The sequence below is a fragment of the Methylocystis parvus OBBP genome (genome assembly GCF_027571405.1).
GTDB classification, from domain to species: domain Bacteria; phylum Pseudomonadota; class Alphaproteobacteria; order Rhizobiales; family Beijerinckiaceae; genus Methylocystis; species Methylocystis parva.
The window spans coordinates 3,952,501-3,970,305 of record NZ_CP092968.1 but is presented as its reverse complement, the minus strand read 5'-3'; the positions used below and the strand labels follow the sequence as shown (position 1 = coordinate 3,970,305).

Genomic DNA, 17,805 nt, shown 5'->3' with positions numbered 1-17,805 from the left:
CGGCCTCCTTGTTTTTTAAGTGATTTTTGGTTTTTTAAGCGATTTTTCGATGCCTCAGCCGCAAGCTTCAGAATTCAATCCCCGCCTGGGCTTTCACGCCCGCAGAAAAGTGATGCTTCACCTGCGCCATCTCCGTAACGAGATCGGCCGCGGAGATCATTTCGGGCTTGGCGTTTCTGCCCGTGACGACGACATGCAAATCCGTGCGCCGCGCGCCGAGCTTAGCGATGACTTCATCAAGCGGCAGATGGTCGTAACGCAGCGCAATGTTCAATTCGTCCAGCACCAGCAGGCGTATCGCCAGGTCGTCCATCAGTTCACACGCCGTCTCCCAGGCGCGGCGCGCCGCCGCCTCGTCGCGGGTGCGGTCCTGCGTCTCCCAGGTGAAGCCCTCGCCCAGCGTATGCCAGGCGACCTGTCCCAGCTTTTCCAGCATCTCCCGCTCGCCCGTGCGCCACGCGCCCTTGCCGAACTGCACGACGCCGATTTTCCAGCCATGCCCCAGCGCGCGCAGGGCCAGACCGAAAGCGGCGGTGGACTTCCCTTTCCCCGGCCCGGTATGGACCATGAGCAGGCCCTTTTGGGCGATCGACTTCGACGCGACCTCGGCGTCCTGAACCGCCTTGCGCTTCTCCATCTTTTCGCGATGACGGCGGGCGGCGTCTTTTTCCGGATCGTCTGTCAAGAGCGGTTCCTTGCCGTTTGACGTGAAGGTGACGCGCGCATATGAGTGAAAGCGACGGTCCTTCGCAAGAAGGCGAATAGGGAACGCGGTGCGGACAGGCCCAGGCTGGGCCGGCCCAAATCCGCGGCTGCCCCCGCAACTGTAACCGGGAATGCCGCGCCATCGGCCACTGGGCGAAAGTCTGGGAAGGCGGCGCGGATGTGGCTCCCGGAAGCCAGGAGACCTGCCGTCGCGGCGATCGCTTCGATCCGCCTGTCGAAACATATCGCCGCCGGTGGGGCGGCAGGGAGACGCAAATGAATAACGCCGCCGCCATCCGCACCCTCTCCGCCTCCAGGATCGAGTCGCTGAAAGCCGCCTTTGTCGCGCTCGTCATCGGCCTCGGGCTCGTTTATGGCGCGGGCTTCGCGAATTCCGAGACCGTGCACGACGCGGCGCATGATTCGCGCCACGCGCTCTCCTTCCCCTGCCACTGACCGCCGCTCACACGCCCCGTGATCGCGCGCCTTTTGGCGGCCGGCCTCGTCGCCGGCATTGTTGCTGGCCTCGCCGTCGCGGCCCTGCAGCACGTCGCTACGACTCCCCTCATCCTCGCCGCCGAGGTCTATGAGACGGCGCAGCACGTCCATGAGGGAATCGCCGAGCAGGCGGGGCCGGCCTTCGAAGGCCTGCGCCGCACCTTCGCGACCAGCCTCGCGACGATCGCCGTCTCGACCGGCTATGCGCTCGTCCTGCTCGCCTGCATGCTCTTTGCGGGCGAGCGCATCGGACCGCGCCGCGCCGCCCTCTGGGGCTCCTGCGCCTTCGCCGCCACCGGGCTTGCGACGAGCCTCGGCCTCGCCCCGCAATTGCCCGGCGCGGCGGAGACGGATCTTGCGGGGCGTCAGATCTGGTGGCTCGCGACCGCCGCGTCGACCGGCGCGGGGCTCTTTGCGCTGCTGCGGTTCGACCATATCGCGGCCAAGGCGATGGGCGTCGCGCTGCTCGTCGCGCCGCATTTCTTCTGGCCCACGCCCGCAACGCCCGAGAGCGCCGTTCCGGCGGAACTCGCGGCGCGCTTCGCCGCGGCGTCTCTCGCCGTTCAGGCGTCGAGCTGGGTGCTCGCCGGCGCCCTCGCCGGACTCATTTGGAGCCTCATCTCGCGTGACGAAACGGAAGCCGCATGAGCGCAGCGAAAATCCCCGTCACCATCGTCACGGGCTTTCTCGGCGCCGGCAAGACGACGCTTATCCGCCATGTTCTGGAGAATGCGCGCGACCGCCGGCTTGCGCTGGTCATCAATGAGTTCGGCGATGTCGGCGTCGACGGCGACATCCTGCGGGCCTGCGGCGTAGAGAATTGCCCGGAAGAGAATATTGTCGAGCTGGCGAATGGCTGTCTGTGCTGCACCGTCGCCGACGATTTCGCGCCGGCGATCGAAGCGTTGCTCGCGCATGAAAAGCGCCCCGACCACATTATCATCGAGACCTCCGGCCTCGCTTTGCCAAAGCCGCTGATCAAGGCGTTCGACTGGCCGGCCATCCGCTCGAGGCTCACGGTCGACGGCGTCATCGCCATCATCGACGGCAAGGCGGTCGCGGAAGGCCGTTTCGCCGATGATCCCGACGCCATCGCGCAGGAGCGCGCCGAGGCGGAAAGGATCGATCACGACAATCCGCTCGAAGAGGTTTTCGAAGACCAGCTCGCTTGCGCCGATCTCGTGATCCTCAACAAGACGGATCTTCTCGACGAGGCCGAAGAGGCGCAAGTCGCATCGCAGCTCGCGCAAGGCGCGCGCGACAGCGTGAAGGTCGTGCGCGCGCGCGACGGCCGGGTCGATCCGCTCGTGCTGCTCGGCCTCGCCGCCGCTGCGGAAGACGATCTCGCCAGCCGGCCGTCGCATCACGACGCGGAGCCCGATCACGACCATGACGATTTCGACAGTTTCGTCGTGAGCCTTCCCTCCGTCGCCGATCCCGCCGCGCTCGTCGCGAGACTCGGCGACATCGCCCGCGCGCATGACGTGTTGCGGGTGAAGGGCTTCGTCGAGGTCGCCGGCAAGCCGATGCGGCTGCTTGTGCAAGGCGTCGGCGCGCGCATCCAGCATCATTTCGACCGCGCCTGGAAGCCCGGAGAAGAACGCGCCAGCCGCCTCGTGGTCATCGGCGAAAAAGGTCTCGATCGCGACGCCATCGCCGCCATGCTGGCGCAGCCGTGACGCGCCATGCATCTCCTCCCGCGCGATCTTCATAGTCTCGACGATTCCGGCGCGGCGACGGATCTTGGCCAGACTCCGGCCGACATCGTCTTTCTGTCCTTCTCCGACTCCGAATTGCGCCTCGTCGCGCGCCTGCATGCGCAAGACGGCGCTTTGCCCGGCCTGCGCTGCGCGCCGCTCGCGCAATTGACGCACCCCTACTCCGTCGACCTCTATCTCGACACCGTGGCGCGACACGCAAAGCTGATCGTCGTGCGCCTGCTCGGCGGCAAGGAATATTGGGCCTATGGCGTCGAGCAGCTTGAAGCGCTCGCGCGTGCGCGCAACATTTCCCTCGCCCTTGTGCCGGGCGATACAGTCGAGGATTTGCGCCTCACGCAGGCTTCGACGCTTCACATCGAGACGCTCACGCGCATTTGGCGTTTCTTCCAGGATGGCGGGCCGGAGAATATTCGCTCTTTTCTCGGCTACGCATCTACGCTCGCTGGACGTCCCGCCGACTGGTGCGAGAGCGTGACCGTCGCCAATGCCGGTCGCTTCGAAGCGGGCCGCCGTTTTCCATACCCTCATGCTGAGGAGGCTCCGAGAGGAGCCGTCTCGAAGCACGAGGGTAAGGAAAACAGCAGCCCGACGGCGCGTCCTCGTCCTTCGAGACGCCCGCTTCGCGGGCTCCTCAGGATGAGGACGCTCTCTGCAATTGCGCACAAGACCGCGTTGCGCGCCACGATCGTTTTCTATCGCTCGCTCTATCTCGCCGACGACACCGCGCCCATCGTCGCTCTCGCGGATGCGCTAAGCGAGCGCGGCTTCGCGGTCGACGCGCTCTATGTCGCGAGTCTCAAAGAGCCGGAGAGCGAAGCCTTTGTCGCGCAGGCGCTCGACGCCTTCGCGCCCGACATCATTCTCAACGCCACGGCCTTCTCGGCGCGCCGCGACTCCGGCGCCGTGCTCGACCGCGCCGACGCGCCCGTGCTGCAAGTCGCGCTCGCCACCTGCATGCGCGAGGCCTGGGAAAATTCCGCGCGCGGCGCCAACGGCGCCGATCTCGCGATGAATATCGTGCTACCGGAAGTCGACGGCCGCATTTTCACGCGCGCCATTTCCTTCAAGGAAACCGCCGAACGCGGCGCCGCGGAGCTCAACGAGCCCCGCCATGCGCCGGACACATCTCGCATCGCCTTCGTCGCCGACCTCGCGGCCAATTGGGCGCGGCTGCGCCGCAAGCCGAACTCGGAAAAGAGCCTTGCGCTCATCCTCTCCGACTACCCCGCGCGGCGCGGACGCGGCGGCTACGCCATCGGCCTCGACGTGGAAGCGAGCGTCGCGGAGATCGTCGCAGCGCTGCGCGAAGCGGACTATTCCCTCGACTCCCAACCGTCATTGCGAGCCGAAGGCGAAGTAATCCAGTGCGACAATATAAGCGCCGCGAAACGTCCCTCCCTCTTCTCCTTCGAAAGGAAAAATGAGGAGTGTAGGCCGATCATTCGCGCGCTCGAAGACGCGACGCATGTGATCGACATTCCCGTCGCCGACTATCGCGCGTGGCTGTCCGATCTTCCCGCCGAATTCGTCGCAACCATCAGTGAAACATGGGGCGCGCCTCACAACGACCCTTCCGTCATCGGCGACGCCTTCCGCTTTTCCTGCATCGTCGGCGGTAATCTCCTCATCGCCCTACAACCCGATCGCGGCGCGCGGACGGCGCGCTACGAAACCTATCACGACATGCAGCGCCCGCCGCGCCACGCCTATGTCGCCTTCTATCTGTGGCTGCGCCATGCGTGGAAGATCGACGCGCTCCTTCACCTCGGCGCGCATGGCACGCTCGAATGGCTGCCGGGCAAATCGGTGATGCTTTCCGAAACTTGCGCGCCCGAAGCCGTGCTCGGTCCGACGCCGCTCATCTATCCCTTCATCGTCAACGATCCCGGCGAAGCCGCGCAGGCCAAGCGCCGCACGGGCGCCGTGACCATCGGCCATCTCACGCCGCCGCTCGTCGAGGCGGGGCTCTTCGACGCCGCGGCAGCGATCGAAACGCTGCTCGATGAATATGCGACGGCGGCTTCGCTCGATCCGCGCCGGGCGAAACTCATCGCCGGCGCCATTCTGGACGAAGCCGAACGCAGCGGCCTTGCGGCCGAATGCGGCGTGACGCGAGAGACCGACATTGCAGAAACGCTGACGCGGCTCGACGCCTGGATGTGCGACTTGAAGGAAATGCGCATCGGCGACGGGCTGCATGTCTTCGGCCGCGCCGACGACGATCCTGTGCGCAACGCCTGCGCAGCCAGCGAACGCCGCGCATTGATCCACGCGCTTTCAGGCCGCTTCGTGGAGCCCGGTCCGGCCGGCGCGCCGTCGCGCGGCCGCGCCGATGTGATCCCCACGGGCCGCAATCTTTTCTGCATCGACCCGCGCCACGCGCCGACGCAAACGGCTTACGACATCGGCCGCCGCGCCGCGCATGAGATCATGACGCGGCATGCGCAGACGCATGGCGAATATCCGCGCCATGTCATGCTCGATTTGTGGGGCAGCGCGACCATCCGCACAGGCGGCGAGGATTTCGCGCAGGCGCTCGCTCTTCTGGGCGTCGCGCCGCGCTGGGACGCCGCGAGCGCGCGCGTCATCGGCTTCGAGATCCTGCCGCAGGCGAAGCTCGACTTTCCACGCGTCGACGTGACGCTGCATGTTTCGGGCCTCTTCCGCGACATGTTCCCCGGCCTCATCGCGCTTTTTGACGACGCCGTGCGCGCTGTGGCTGCGCTGGACGAAGACCCGGCGTTCAATCCGCTGAAGGAAGCGGACGGTCTCACGCGCATCTTCGGGGCTGCGCAGGGAAGCTACGGCCTTGGCGTGAGCGATAAAATTGTGCGCGGCGAATGGTTGTCGCGCGACGATCTCGCCAGCGCTTATCTCCAGTCCGGCGGCCACGCGCTCGATCGCGCGGGCGAGAGCGCCCCGGCGATGGAGGCTTTCAGCGCGCAGGTCGCGCGCGCCGAGGCGCATGTTCATGTGCAGGACATGGCGGAAGTCGACGTCCTTGCCGGCCCCGCCTTCGCCGATTTCGAAGGCGGCTTCGCGGCGGCCAATAAAATGCTCGGCGGCGACGCGGATTTCGTGCATCTCGACGCGACGCGTCCCGAGAATCTGCGCGCGCGCCCGCTCCGGGACGAAATCGCCCGCGCGCTGCGCATGCGCCTCGCCAATCCGCGCTGGCTCGAAAGGCAGATGCGACACGGCCATCGTGGCGGCGCGGAAATTGCGGAAGGGATCGACAATCTTTACGCCTTCGCCGCGACGAGCGGTCTTGTCAGCGATGCGCAATTCGACCTTGCTTTCTCGGCGACGCTTGGCGACGACAAGGTGCGCGCTTTCCTCGCGCGGGAAAATCCCCGCGCGCTGGAGGCTGTCGCCCATGTCTTCAACGAGGCGCTAAGGCGCGCGCTCTGGCGCTCGCAGCGCAACAGCGTGCGCGACATACTGTCAAAGGTCGGAGGCGATCATGTCGCCGGCCTTTGAGATCAAGGGCTGGTGTCCCAGCACGCATCGCCCGATGGAAAGCGGCGACGGCCTGCTCATCCGCGCAAAATCGAAAGAGTCCGCTCTGACCCCGGCGCAATTGCGCGCAGTCGCGGAAATTGCGACGGATTGCGGCAACGGTCTCGTCGATCTCACGCAGCGCGCGCAATTGCAGTTGCGCGGGCTGCGGGCCGAGACGCTGGAGGACGCGCGGCGCCGCCTGCAAAAGCATGAACTTTACTTCCCCGCGCAGGGCTCGCGCGTCGATATTCTCTCTGGCGGTTTTCACGGAAAAAGCGCGCCCGCCGCTTTCGACGTCAATGCGCTTGTCGCCGAATTCCGGCTTCTCGAAGAGCGCGACGCGGCGCTCCGCGGAGTTCCTCCCAAATTCCTGATCTCCCTCGACGCCGCCGGCGGCGCGTTAGCCGATGCGCAGGCCGATATTCGCATCGAGGCGATCGACGCGACGCGCGCCGCGATCTGCGTCGCGGGCGCGCCGGGTTTTGGAGCGGTTGTCCCGGCGGAGAAGGTCGCGGCGACGACGACCGCGTTGATGCGCGCTTTCATGAAGTTGCGCGCGGATTGGCCCGCCGAACTGCGGCGCATGCGGCGCGTCGTGGGCGAACACGGCCTCGACTCCTTGTTGCGTGAAGCAGGGGTCGCCATGCAACCCTATGAATGGCGCGCGCCCATATCGGCGCATGCGGTTCTCGGCGTCAAACAGCAAGAAAGCTCCATATCCGTCGGCGTCGCGGCGCCCTGCGGCCGCTGGCGCGCGCGAGACCTCGTCGCGCTCGCCGAACTCGCGGAATTGCATGGCTGCGATCTGCTGACGCCGACGCACTGGCGCGTCTTCATCGTCCCTGCCGATAGCCTCGAGGCCGCGCAACGCATCATCGACGGAGCCCGCGCGCTCGACCTCATCATATCCGGCAGCGATCCGCGCCTTTCCGTCGTCGCCTGCCCCGGCGCGCCGGAGTGCTCCCAGGGCCGTGGGCCGACCCGTGCGGCTCTTGCGCGCCTTGCGCCGCTGGCGCAAAAGCTTGCGGGAGAAGATGGCGTCGGTCTCCATATCTCCGGCTGTGCGAAAGGCTGCGCGCATCCCGGCGCCGCGCCCGTGACGCTTATCGCCAATGGCGAACGTTTCAATCTCGTCGACCGAGGCAAGGCCGGCGACGCGCCGCGATTGGAGGGGCTGGACATCGACGCCGTCGAAAGCGCGCTCGCCAGGCGCGCAGAGGAAAAAATATGTCCGACGCACTGACTTACATTCGCGATGGCGCCGCGATCTACGAACGCTCCTTCGGGATCATCCGCGCGGAGGCCAATCTCGCGCGCTTCTCGCCGGAGGAAGAGAAAGTCGCGGTGCGGATGATCCATGCCTGCGGCATGGTGGAGCTTGCCGACGACATCGACTTCTCGCCGACTTTCGCAGCGGCCGCCAAAGCCGCTTTGCGCAGGGGCGCCCCCATTCTGTGCGACGCGAATATGGTCGCGCATGGCGTGACGCGCGCGCGTCTTCCCGCGAATAACCCGGTCGTCTGCACGCTCGTTGAACAGAATGTCGCGGCGCTCGCCGCCGAACTCGGCAATACGCGCAGCGCCGCCGCGATGGAGCTGTGGCGCAATCGGCTGGAGGGCGCCGTCGTTGCGATCGGCAATGCGCCGACGGCCCTTTTCCGTCTGCTCGAAATGCTCGACGAGGGCGTGGCGCGTCCGGCCGCCGTCATCGGCATGCCTGTCGGCTTCGTGGGCGCCGCCGAGTCGAAGGCCGCGCTCGCCGCGGACGGACGCGTTCCCTATGCGATCGTGAAAGGCCGCAAGGGCGGCAGCGCCATGGCCGCCGCCGCCGTCAACGCGCTGGCGAGCGAGAAGGAATGAAGCCGCGCACGCAAAAAGCCGGCGCGCTGATCGGCGTGGGCCTCGGTCCCGGCGATCCGGAGCTCGTTACGGTGAAGGCCGCGCGCCTCATCGGCGAAGCGAAAACTGTCGCCTATTTCGGCAAGCCGGGAAGACCGAGCAACGCCCGCGCGATCGCGGAGCGCTATTTTGCGCCGGGCTGCGAAGAACTGCCGCTTCTTTATCCGGTGACGACCGAAATTCCCTTCGTCGAACCCGGCTACGTCTCGGCGCTCGGGGAATTCTATGAAGAAAGCGCGAAGCGCCTCGGCTCGCAGCTTGAAACGGGCTGCGACGTCGCGCTTCTCTGCGAAGGAGACCCGCTGCTCTACGGTTCCTTCATGCATATGTTCACGCGTCTCGACGGACGCTTTCGCGTCGAGATTTGCGCGGGCGTGTCCGGCATGTCCGGCTGTTTCGCCGCCGCGCGGCAACCCATGACATGGGGCGACGACGTGCTCACCGTTCTCCCGGCGACGCTCGACGAAGACCTGCTGACCGAGCGTCTGAAGACGACCGACGCCGCCGTCGTGATGAAGCTCGGCGGCAATTTCCCGAAACTGCGCCGCGCCCTGACGCGCGCCGGCGTCATTTCGCGGGCGATCTATGTCGAGCGCGGAACGATGGCGGGCGAAAAGATCATGCGCTTTACGGAGAAGCATGACGACGTCGCGCCCTATTTCTCCATGGCGCTCGTGCCCGGAGAGGGGCGGCGCCCATGAGCGGCGTTCTCCACATTGTCGGGCTCGGACCGGCGGATGAACGCTGGCTGACGCTCGAAGCGCAGGAAGCGCTCCGCGACGCGCAGGACATTATCGGCTATGAGCCCTATGTCGCGCGCGTGCCGGTGCGCGAGGGCCAGACCCGGCTCGCCAGTGACAATCGCGTCGAAATCGACCGCGCGAAGGAAGCGCTGTCGCGCGCGATGCAAGGCCGTGTCGTCGCCGTCGTCTCCGGCGGCGATCCCGGCGTTTTCGCCATGGCCGCCGCGGTGTTCGAAGCGGTTGACAACGGGCCGCGCGCATGGCGCGAACTCGACATCCGCGTCGCGCCGGGCGTATCCGCCATGCAGGCCGCCGCCGCGCGTCTCGGCGCGCCGCTCGGTCACGACTTCTGCGCCATCTCGCTTTCGGACAATCTGAAACCCTGGGCCGTCATCGAGAAGCGGCTCGAACATGCGGCGAAGGGCGACTTCGTCATCGCGCTCTACAATCCTGCGTCGCGCGCGCGCCCGACCCGCATCGCCGACGCCTTTGCGCATTTGCGAAAATTTCTGCCGGGCGAGACTTTCGTGAGCCTCGCAAAATCGATCGGACGCGCGAAAGAGGAAATCATCTTTTCGTCGTTGGAGGCAGTCGATCCTTGCGAGGTCGACATGTCGACTCTCGTGATCATCGGCGCGAGCGGCACGAAGCGGATCTCTCGCGAAGGGGCGCGCGACTGGGTCTATACGTCGCGAAAGGCGACGTGATGGAGAAATGGCTCTCCATCATCGGCATTGGAGAAGACGGCGCCGAAGCGCTCGCGCCGGCCGCGCGGGCGCTGATCGCGCAGGCGACCTTGATCGTCGGCGGCGCGCGGCACCTTGCGCTTGTCGGCGACGCCTCCGCCGAACGTTTGCAATGGCCCTCTCCATTGACGGACGCATTGCCGACAATATGCGGGCGACGCGGAAAGCCGACAGTCGTGCTCGCATCCGGCGATCCTTTCTTTTACGGCGTCGGCGACCTCATTGCGCGCCATGTCGCCCGAGACGAGATCCTGTGCATTCCCTCGCCCTCCGCATTTTCGCTCGCCGCGTCGCGGCTCGGCTGGAGCCAGCAGGATTGCGCGCTCCTCTCGCTGCATGGCCGCGCCTTCGAACGGCTTACGCCGCAACTTCAACCTCGCGCGCGGATCATCGCACTTTCCTGGGACGAGACCACGCCCGCTCGGATCGCCGCTCATCTCGCCTCGAAAGGAATGGGCGCCTCGCGCCTTTTCGTTCTCGAACATCTCGGCGGCCCGCGTGAGCGCCTGCGCGAAACGCGCGCCGGCGCATTCGATCTGGACGGGGTCTGCGCGCTCAATGCGGTCGCCATCGAAATCGTCGCCGAGCCGGGCGCGAGGATCATTCCGCTCGCTCCGGGCCTACCGGACGCGTGGTTCGAAAATGACGGCCAGCTCACCAAACGCGAAGTCCGCGCCGTCACGCTTTCCACGCTGGCGCCGCGCAAGGGCGAAACATTGTGGGACATTGGCGCCGGGTCGGGCTCCATCTCCATTGAATGGATGCTCAGCCATCCAGCCAATCGCGCCATTGCGATCGAACGCGATCCGGAGAGGGCCGCGCGCATCGCGCGCAACGCTCTCGCGCTCGGCGTCCCGGACCTCGACATCGTCACCGGCGCCGCGCCGCAAGCGCTCGAAGCGCTTCAACAGCCCGATGCGATTTTCATCGGCGGCGGGGCCGATGAAGAAACGCTCGAGGCGGCATGGCGGCGCCTTCCCGTGAACGGACGCATCGTCGTCAACGCCGTCACGCTCGAAACGCAGACGCTGCTCGTTCGAGCTTTCGAAGAAAAAGGCGGCGATCTGACATATCTGCAGTTCTCGCGCGCGCATCCCGTCGGACGCTTCCACGCGCTCGATCCCGGCATGGCGGTGCTGCAATGGCGCACGACGAAACAGTGAGATATGCGGCTGGCATTGGCGCGCGCCGAGGCGTCGCGGCTGAGGCGATCGTCGATCTCGTCCGCGAGGTTGCGGGGCGACACGACGCGCCGCTCGAGCGCCTGTCGCTCTGCACCCTGGAAAGCAAAGCAGAGGAGCCTGGCGTCCAGGAAGCCGCGCGCATGCTCGGCGTCCCGCTCGTTTTTCTGCCGCTCGAAGCGCTGAAAGCGCGCAAAGGCGCAGCGCCCACGCATTCGCCGCGCGTGCAGGCGATGTTCGGCGTCGGCAGCGTCGCCGAAGCCGCCGCGCTTGTCGGCGCCGGCCCCAAAAGCAGATTGCTGGCGCCGCGCCTCGCGACGCCTTACGCCGCCTGTGCGCTTGCTGTCGGCGCCGAGGAAGTAGAATGACCGTGCATTTCATCGGCGCCGGCCCCGGCGCCGCCGATCTCCTGACCATCCGCGGCCGCGACCTGATCGCTCGTTGTCCCGTCTGCCTTTACGCCGGTTCGCTGGTGCCCAAAGGCGTGCTGGCCTATTGCCCGGATGGCGCGCGCATTATTGACACGGCGCCGCTCTCGCTCGACGACATCATCGCTGAAATGAAGTCGGCGCATGATGCGGGATTCGAGGTTGCGCGGCTTCATTCCGGCGACCTTTCGGTTTGGAGCGCTGTCGGCGAACAGACGCGGCGGCTCGACGCGCTCGGCATTCCCTACGACATGACGCCGGGCGTGCCTGCTTTCGCCGCCGCCGCAAGCGCCCTGAAGCGCGAGCTGACGCTTCCCGAAGTCGCGCAATCGCTCGTGCTTACGCGCACCTCCGGCCGCGCCTCCGCCATGCCGGAACGCGAAAAGCTGGCGACCTTCGCGCAATCCGGCGCGACGCTCGCCATCCATCTTTCCATTCACGTTCTTCCGCGCGTCGTCGAAGAGCTCACGCCCTTCTATGGCCCGGAATGTCCCGTTGCGATCGTCTACCGCGCCTCCTGGCCGGACGAGCGCGTGCTGCGCGGCGTCCTCGCCGATATCGAGGCGCGCGCCGCCGAGGCGCCGATGGAGCGCACCGCCCTCATTCTCGTCGGCCCGTCGCTCGCGGCGGAAGCTTTCCGCGAAAGCGCGCTTTACGACGCCGGCTATGATCGCCGTTTCCGGCCGCGAGGCGGCGTTTGACGCCCGGCGTTCTCATCGCGGCGGCGCGCTCGAGCTCTGGCAAGACCACGCTCGCGCTTGGCCTGATGCGCGCCTTGACGCGCCGCGGAATGCGCGTCGCCGCGGTCAAATGCGGGCCTGATTATATTGATCCCGCCTTTCACGCGGCGGCGACCGGCCGGGACAGCCTGAATCTCGATTCCTGGGCGATGGAGGCGGACACGATCGTTGCGCTTGCGGCGCTGGCGGGCGCAGATGCGGACATTATCGTGGCCGAAGGGGCGATGGGCCTCTTTGACGGCGCGCCGGGCGGCGCGGCCGGCGTCGGCGCGAGCGCCGATGTCGCCGCCCTGCTCGGCTGGCCTGTGCTGATCGCGCATGACGTGTCCGGACAGGCGCAGACGGCGGCGGCGCTCCTGCGCGGGCTTTCACTGCATGATCCGCGCGTCGTGGTCGCCGGCGTCGTCCTCAATCGCGTCGGAAGCGAGCGACATGAACGCCTCGTCGCTGAAAGCCTTCAAACCGTCGGGCTGCCGGTTTTCGGATCATTGCCTCGCAGCGACGCAATCACCTTGCCGGAACGTCATCTCGGCCTCGTTCAAGCGGGCGAAACGGCTGAAATCGAAAATCGGCTGGAGGCGCTGGCGGATTTCGTCGAGGCGCATGTCGACGTCGACGCCGTCGTCGCTTCGGCTCGCGCCGGCGAAACGCCGCCGCCTCGAATGGCGCCCAACCTCGCGCCGCCGGCGCAATGCATCGCGGTCGCGCGCGACGACGCTTTTTCCTTTTTTTACCCGCACCTCGCGCAAAGCTGGCGACGCGCCGGGGCTGAGCTTCGCTTCTTTTCGCCATTGGCGAACGAGCCGCCGCCACAGGATTGCGATCTCTGCTGGCTCCCCGGCGGCTATCCCGAGCTTCACGCCGGCAAGCTCGCCGCCGCCAATATGTTCTTCGAGGGTCTTCGCCGCTTTTCCCGGACCAAACCCGTTCATGGGGAGTGCGGCGGCTATATGGCGCTGGGGCGCGTCTTGATCGACGCCGACGGTCGACCGCATCGAATGGCCGAACTGCTCGGGCTCGAGACAACCTTCGCCAAGCGCAGGCTGCATCTGGGCTATCGCCGCGCGACGATCGAGAAGGATCACTTTCTCGGCCCCGCCGGACGAGCGCTGCGGGGTCACGAATTTCATTATGCCAGCGTGCTGAAAGAGGAAGGGACGCCCTTTGTCCAGGCCCGCGACGCCTATCGCGACGCCGACGCTCCGGCAGGTCTACGGGACAGCTTCATTTCCGGCTCATTCTTTCATCTGATCAACTGAAGCCGCCCCGAAAATCCAAACGCTGCCGCGCGATCAGGACAAAAAAAGGGGCCGCCGGAAAGCCAGCGGCCCAAGTCAAGGGAGGAAACGCCCAAGGAGGGCTACGAAGCGAGACAAAACCTCGCTGCGTCTCTCTTTTGTAATGCTGCATCGCACAAGTGTCAAGGCAGTTTTTGCTGCGCCGCAATTAGATGCGCAACGGGAGGATCCGGAAAATAGCGGCGCGGCCGCCAATTCTTTGAAAGTAAGGGAGTTTGGATGCGGGGGTAGGATTTGAACCTACGACCTTCAGGTTATGAGCCTGACGAGCTACCGGGCTGCTCCACCCCGCGGCAGGGAGCGAATAGGGCGTGGCGACTGGCGAATAGTTTGGTCTACTCGCTATTCGCCACTCCCTATTCGCTTGCCGTTTTTTTGCGAGATCGTTGAAGAGGAGGATGTGTTTGGCAGGCCTGGCGACGACCTACTCTCCCAGGTCTTGAGACATAGTACCATTGGCGCGGAAGCGTTTGACGGCCGAGTTCGGGATGGGATCGGGTCTGATCGCTTCGCCGAGGGCCACCAGGCCGGCGAAACACATTTCGAAGCAAGAGGGGCAGTCGGCAGTCGGGCTTCGGCAGTCGATTTCCGACTGCCTACTGCCGATTGCCGAAGCCCGCTATGGTCTTTCTATTTGTTTTTTTGCCATCGCCGTTTGCGATGGGCGTTGATAAATGAGAGCGATCAAGCCGATCGAGCTATTAGTACCGGTAAGCTACGCAGGTCGCCCTGCTTCCACACCCGGCCTATCAACGTGGTCGTCTTCCACGGCTCTCGAGGGAGAACTGGTTTTGAGGTGGGTTTCCCGCTTAGATGCATTCAGCGGTTATCCCGTCCATACATAGCTACCCTGCACTGCGGCTGGCGCCACAACAGGTCCACCAGAGGTATGTTCATCCCGGTCCTCTCGTACTAGGGACAAATCCTCTCAATTCTCCGACACCCACGGCAGATAGGGACCGAACTGTCTCACGACGTTCTGAACCCAGCTCACGTACCACTTTAATCGGCGAACAGCCGAACCCTTGGGACCTTCTCCAGCCCCAGGATGTGATGAGCCGACATCGAGGTGCCAAACAACCCCGTCGATATGGACTCTTGGGGGTTATCAGCCTGTTATCCCCGGCGTACCTTTTATCCGTTGAGCGATGGCCCACCCACTCGGGACCACCGGATCACTATGACCGACTTTCGTCTCTGCTCGACTTGTCTGTCTCGCAGTCAGGCAGGCTTATGCCATTGCACTCGACGAGCGATTTCCGACCGCTCTGAGCCCACCATCGCGCGCCTCCGTTACTCTTTGGGAGGCGACCGCCCCAGTCAAACTGCCTACCATGCATTGTCCCGGACCCGGATGACGGATCGCGGTTAGACATCCATGACGATAAGGGTGGTATTTCAAGGGTGGCTCCACCAGAGCTGGCGCCCCGGCTTCAAAGCCTACCACCTATCCTACACATGCCGACACGAATGCCAATGCAAAGTTACAGTAAAGGTGCACGGGGTCTTTCCGTCTGACCGCAGGAACCCCGCATCTTCACGGGGAATTCAATTTCACTGAGCTGACGTTGGAGACAGCGGGGAAGTCATTACGCCATTCGTGCAGGTCGGAACTTACCCGACAAGGAATTTCGCTACCTTAGGACCGTTATATTTACGGCCGCCGTTTACCGGGGCTTCAATTCAAGGCGTGAACCTCTCCTCTTAACCTTCCGGCACCGGGCAGGCGTCAGACCCTATACGTCATCTTGCGATTTCGCAGAGCCCTGTGTTTTTGTTAAACAGTTGCCACCCCCTGGTCTGTGCCCCTCCCACCTGCTTGCGCAGATAGAAGGCCTCCTTATCCCGAAGTTACGGAGGTAAATTGCCGAGTTCCTTCAACGTCATTCTCTCAAGCGCCTTGGTATGCTCTACCAGTCCACCTGTGTCGGTTTCGGGTACGGTCTGATGCGGAGGCTATTTCCTGGCGCGAGTTCACTGCCCGGACAATCCAGTAAGTCCAGACAATCTACCCCACGCGTCACCATCCGCTGGCTCACGAATATTAACGTGATTCCCATCGACTACGCCTTTCGGCCTCGCCTTAGGGACCGGCTAACCCTGCGAAGATTAACTTTACGCAGGAACCCTTGGACTTTCGGCGACACTGTCTTTCACAGTGTTTCTCGTTACTCATGTCAGCATTCGCACTTCCGATGCCTCCAGAGCGTCTCACGACTACTCCTTCACAGGCTTACGGAACGCTCCGCTACCGCTCACCCTTGCGGATGAACCCAAAGCTTCGGCTCGCAGCTTGAGCCCCGTTACATCTTCGGCGCGAGAACCCTTATTTAGACCAGTGAGCTGTTACGCTTTCTTTAAAGGATGGCTGCTTCTAAGCCAACCTCCTGGTTGTTTTGGGATTCTTACATCCTTTCCCACTTAGCTGCGAATTGGGGGCCTTAGCTGTTGGTCTGGGTTGTTTCCCTCTCCACGATGGACGTTAGCACCCACCGTGTGTCTCCCGCACAGTTCTTCCAGGTATTCGGAGTTTGGTTGGGTTTGGTAAGTCTGTGGGACCCCCTAGCCCATCCAGTGCTCTACCCCCTGGAGAATACATGCGAGGCGCTACCTAAATAGCTTTCGCGGAGAACCAGCTATTTCCGAGTTTGGTTGGCCTTTCACCCCTAACCACAAGTCATCCGAGTCTATTTCAACAGACACCGGTTCGGTCCTCCAGTGCATGTTACTGCACCTTCAACCTGCTCATGGCTAGATCACTCGGTTTCGGGTCTAAAGCAACGAACTGAACGCCCTGTTCAGACTCGCTTTCGCTGCGCCTACGCCTACCGGCTTAAGCTTGCTCGTTACTTTAAGTCGCTGACCCATTATACAAAAGGTACGCCGTCACCCAGGACGAACCTTGGGCTCCGACTGTTTGTAGGTATCCGGTTTCAGGGACTGTTTCACTCCCCTCGTCGGGGTGCTTTTCACCTTTCCCTCACGGTACTTGTTCACTATCGGTCGCTGAGGAGTACTTAGGCTTGGAGAGTGGTCTCCCCATGTTCAGACAGGATTGCACGTGTCCCGCCCTACTCGTATCTCTCAATCTTCGAAATCCCTACGGGGCTGTCACCCGCTATGGCCCGACTTTCCAGACGGTTCGAGTTGGAAGATCAAAAGCGTTGGCCTGGTCCGCGTTCGCTCGCCACTACTAACGGAGTCTCGTTGATGTCCTTTCCTCCGGTTACTTAGATGTTTCAGTTCACCGGGTTCGCTTTTATGACCTATGGATTCAGTCATAAATACCTTCTCATGATCTCTGTTAGTCCAAAGACATCGCGTTTTTGCGCCGCAAGCGGCGCGCCCCTCGCATTGGCTCGGCGTCGCGTTCGCTCCTAGCGCCGCTTGCGCGACGCCGGGGCCAAAGCCCGCCGTTCCCCTTCAAGGAACACGATGACGTTGATCCTGCGCTGTGCGCGCAGATCAAACTCTTCGGAATAACAGAGATCGAAGGTGGGTTTCCCCATTCGGAAATCCGCGGATCAAAGGTTGTTCGCACCTCCCCACGGCTTATCGCAGCGTACCACGTCCTTCATCGCCTCTCAGCGCCAAGGCATCCACCGAATACCCTTAAGGCACTTGATCGCTCTCATTATCAACACCCACCCCTCGGCAGAGGTCATACGGCTTGCGCCATATGCGGGTGTGATAGAAAGACCATTTGCTTCGAACATATCCGAGAACATCGCGGTCAAGCAGATGCTCACAACTGGCGGCTCGCCTTCTCGAACGATGCGAAGTCCGATCACCCGCACGAATGCAGACAATCTCGCTTCCGTTCGATAAACGATCGGATATGTTTCCTCTTCACGATGACAGACAGCACGCATAAGGCCATTTCGGCGCAAATGCGGATTCGGTTTATCCAAGGTCCTTCAAGCCTCCGGCGGGCCCTTGCGAGCCTCGCGCAAGCGCCGGCAATCTTGCCGTCTGGTGGAGCCAGACGGGATCGAACCGACGACCTCATGCTTGCAAAGCACGCGCTCTCCCAACTGAGCTATGGCCCCATATGGAAAAGCTGCGCGAAAATGGTGGGCCTGGGAAGACTTGAACTTCCGACCTCACGCTTATCAAGCGCGCGCTCTAACCAACTGAGCTACAAGCCCAATAACTGCCCGACGCGCCAGTCCTTGCGCATATCCCGATCCGAAAAGCCTCACAACCTTCCGGGGATATGCGAACCAGCGCCCTTACCGGGCGGGCTCGTCCTTGGATAGAAGAAAGAGAAACGAAGACGGCGGGCGTCCCGCAAGATCGGCCTGACTGGCCGTTTTGTTCCAAGAGATCCAGAAAGCGAGAGGTC

General features: G+C 63.8%; 13 protein-coding genes, 3 tRNA genes, 2 rRNA genes and 1 riboswitch. Of the genes, 12 read left to right on the top strand and 6 right to left on the bottom strand.

The window, feature by feature from the left end; translation table 11 throughout:
- Window positions 1-67 precede the first annotated feature (67 nt).
- Window positions 68-637, bottom strand: a complete 570-nt coding sequence (gene cobO, locus MMG94_RS19210; RefSeq protein ID WP_051001143.1) for a cob(I)yrinic acid a,c-diamide adenosyltransferase — start codon at window positions 635-637, stop codon at window positions 68-70.
- 86 nt (window positions 638-723) lie between these two features.
- A riboswitch (cobalamin riboswitch) is annotated at window positions 724-930 on the top strand.
- 51 nt (window positions 931-981) lie between these two features.
- Here cobO and MMG94_RS19205 point away from each other — a divergent pair.
- From MMG94_RS19205 to MMG94_RS19150, 12 genes are read left to right on the top strand one after another with little or no spacing between them, the layout of a single operon-like run.
- Window positions 982-1,161, top strand: coding sequence for a CbtB domain-containing protein (locus MMG94_RS19205; protein WP_026016395.1), 180 nt, complete (start codon window positions 982-984; stop codon window positions 1,159-1,161).
- Window positions 1,162-1,179: 18 nt separating this feature from the next.
- On the top strand, window positions 1,180-1,851 hold the full coding sequence (locus MMG94_RS19200; RefSeq protein WP_016920895.1) for a CbtA family protein: 672 nt from the start codon (window positions 1,180-1,182) through the stop codon (window positions 1,849-1,851).
- On the top strand, window positions 1,848-2,882 hold the full coding sequence (cobW, locus tag MMG94_RS19195) for a cobalamin biosynthesis protein CobW (protein ID WP_016920896.1): 1,035 nt from the start codon (window positions 1,848-1,850) through the stop codon (window positions 2,880-2,882). The genes MMG94_RS19200 and cobW overlap by 4 nt, the downstream gene beginning before the upstream one ends.
- A 6-nt stretch (window positions 2,883-2,888) precedes the next feature.
- Window positions 2,889-6,404, top strand: coding sequence for a cobaltochelatase subunit CobN (cobN, locus tag MMG94_RS19190; RefSeq protein ID WP_016920897.1), 3,516 nt, complete (start codon window positions 2,889-2,891; stop codon window positions 6,402-6,404).
- On the top strand, window positions 6,388-7,668 hold the full coding sequence (locus tag MMG94_RS19185) for a hypothetical protein (RefSeq protein WP_016920898.1): 1,281 nt from the start codon (window positions 6,388-6,390) through the stop codon (window positions 7,666-7,668). Before cobN ends, MMG94_RS19185 begins: the two co-directional genes overlap by 17 nt.
- A complete protein-coding gene (locus tag MMG94_RS19180) occupies window positions 7,653-8,285 on the top strand; it encodes a precorrin-8X methylmutase (protein ID WP_016920899.1) in 633 nt (210 codons plus the stop codon). Before MMG94_RS19185 ends, MMG94_RS19180 begins: the two co-directional genes overlap by 16 nt.
- Entirely contained in the window at window positions 8,282-9,025 is a 744-nt protein-coding gene (locus MMG94_RS19175; RefSeq protein ID WP_016920900.1) for a precorrin-2 C(20)-methyltransferase, read from the top strand. The genes MMG94_RS19180 and MMG94_RS19175 overlap by 4 nt, the downstream gene beginning before the upstream one ends.
- Window positions 9,022-9,774 (top strand): precorrin-3B C(17)-methyltransferase, encoded by a 753-nt coding sequence (gene cobJ, locus MMG94_RS19170; protein ID WP_016920901.1) that lies wholly within the window; start codon window positions 9,022-9,024, stop codon window positions 9,772-9,774. The genes MMG94_RS19175 and cobJ overlap by 4 nt, the downstream gene beginning before the upstream one ends.
- On the top strand, window positions 9,774-10,976 hold the full coding sequence (locus tag MMG94_RS19165; protein WP_016920902.1) for a bifunctional cobalt-precorrin-7 (C(5))-methyltransferase/cobalt-precorrin-6B (C(15))-methyltransferase: 1,203 nt from the start codon (window positions 9,774-9,776) through the stop codon (window positions 10,974-10,976). Before cobJ ends, MMG94_RS19165 begins: the two co-directional genes overlap by 1 nt.
- Window positions 10,955-11,362, top strand: a complete 408-nt coding sequence (locus MMG94_RS19160; protein ID WP_016920903.1) for a cobalamin biosynthesis protein — start codon at window positions 10,955-10,957, stop codon at window positions 11,360-11,362. Before MMG94_RS19165 ends, MMG94_RS19160 begins: the two co-directional genes overlap by 22 nt.
- Entirely contained in the window at window positions 11,359-12,123 is a 765-nt protein-coding gene (gene cobM / locus MMG94_RS19155) for a precorrin-4 C(11)-methyltransferase (protein WP_016920904.1), read from the top strand. Before MMG94_RS19160 ends, cobM begins: the two co-directional genes overlap by 4 nt.
- Window positions 12,120-13,421, top strand: a complete 1,302-nt coding sequence (locus tag MMG94_RS19150) for a cobyrinic acid a,c-diamide synthase CobB (RefSeq protein ID WP_016920905.1) — start codon at window positions 12,120-12,122, stop codon at window positions 13,419-13,421. The genes cobM and MMG94_RS19150 overlap by 4 nt, the downstream gene beginning before the upstream one ends.
- 255 nt (window positions 13,422-13,676) lie before the next feature.
- On the opposite strand, the gene MMG94_RS19145 is transcribed toward MMG94_RS19150, so the two are convergent.
- The 5 genes from MMG94_RS19145 to MMG94_RS19125 all read right to left on the bottom strand — a co-directional run bounded on the left by MMG94_RS19145 (window position 13,677) and on the right by MMG94_RS19125 (window position 17,608).
- Window positions 13,677-13,753, bottom strand: a tRNA-Met gene (locus tag MMG94_RS19145).
- Window positions 13,754-13,871: 118 nt separating this feature from the next.
- Window positions 13,872-13,987 (bottom strand): 5S ribosomal RNA (gene rrf / locus MMG94_RS19140).
- A 153-nt stretch (window positions 13,988-14,140) separates the two neighbouring features.
- Window positions 14,141-17,087 (bottom strand): 23S ribosomal RNA (locus MMG94_RS19135).
- 346 nt (window positions 17,088-17,433) lie between these two features.
- Window positions 17,434-17,509, bottom strand: a tRNA-Ala gene (locus MMG94_RS19130).
- A gap of 22 nt (window positions 17,510-17,531) precedes the next feature.
- Window positions 17,532-17,608, bottom strand: a tRNA-Ile gene (locus MMG94_RS19125).
- Window positions 17,609-17,805: the final 197 nt, after the last annotated feature.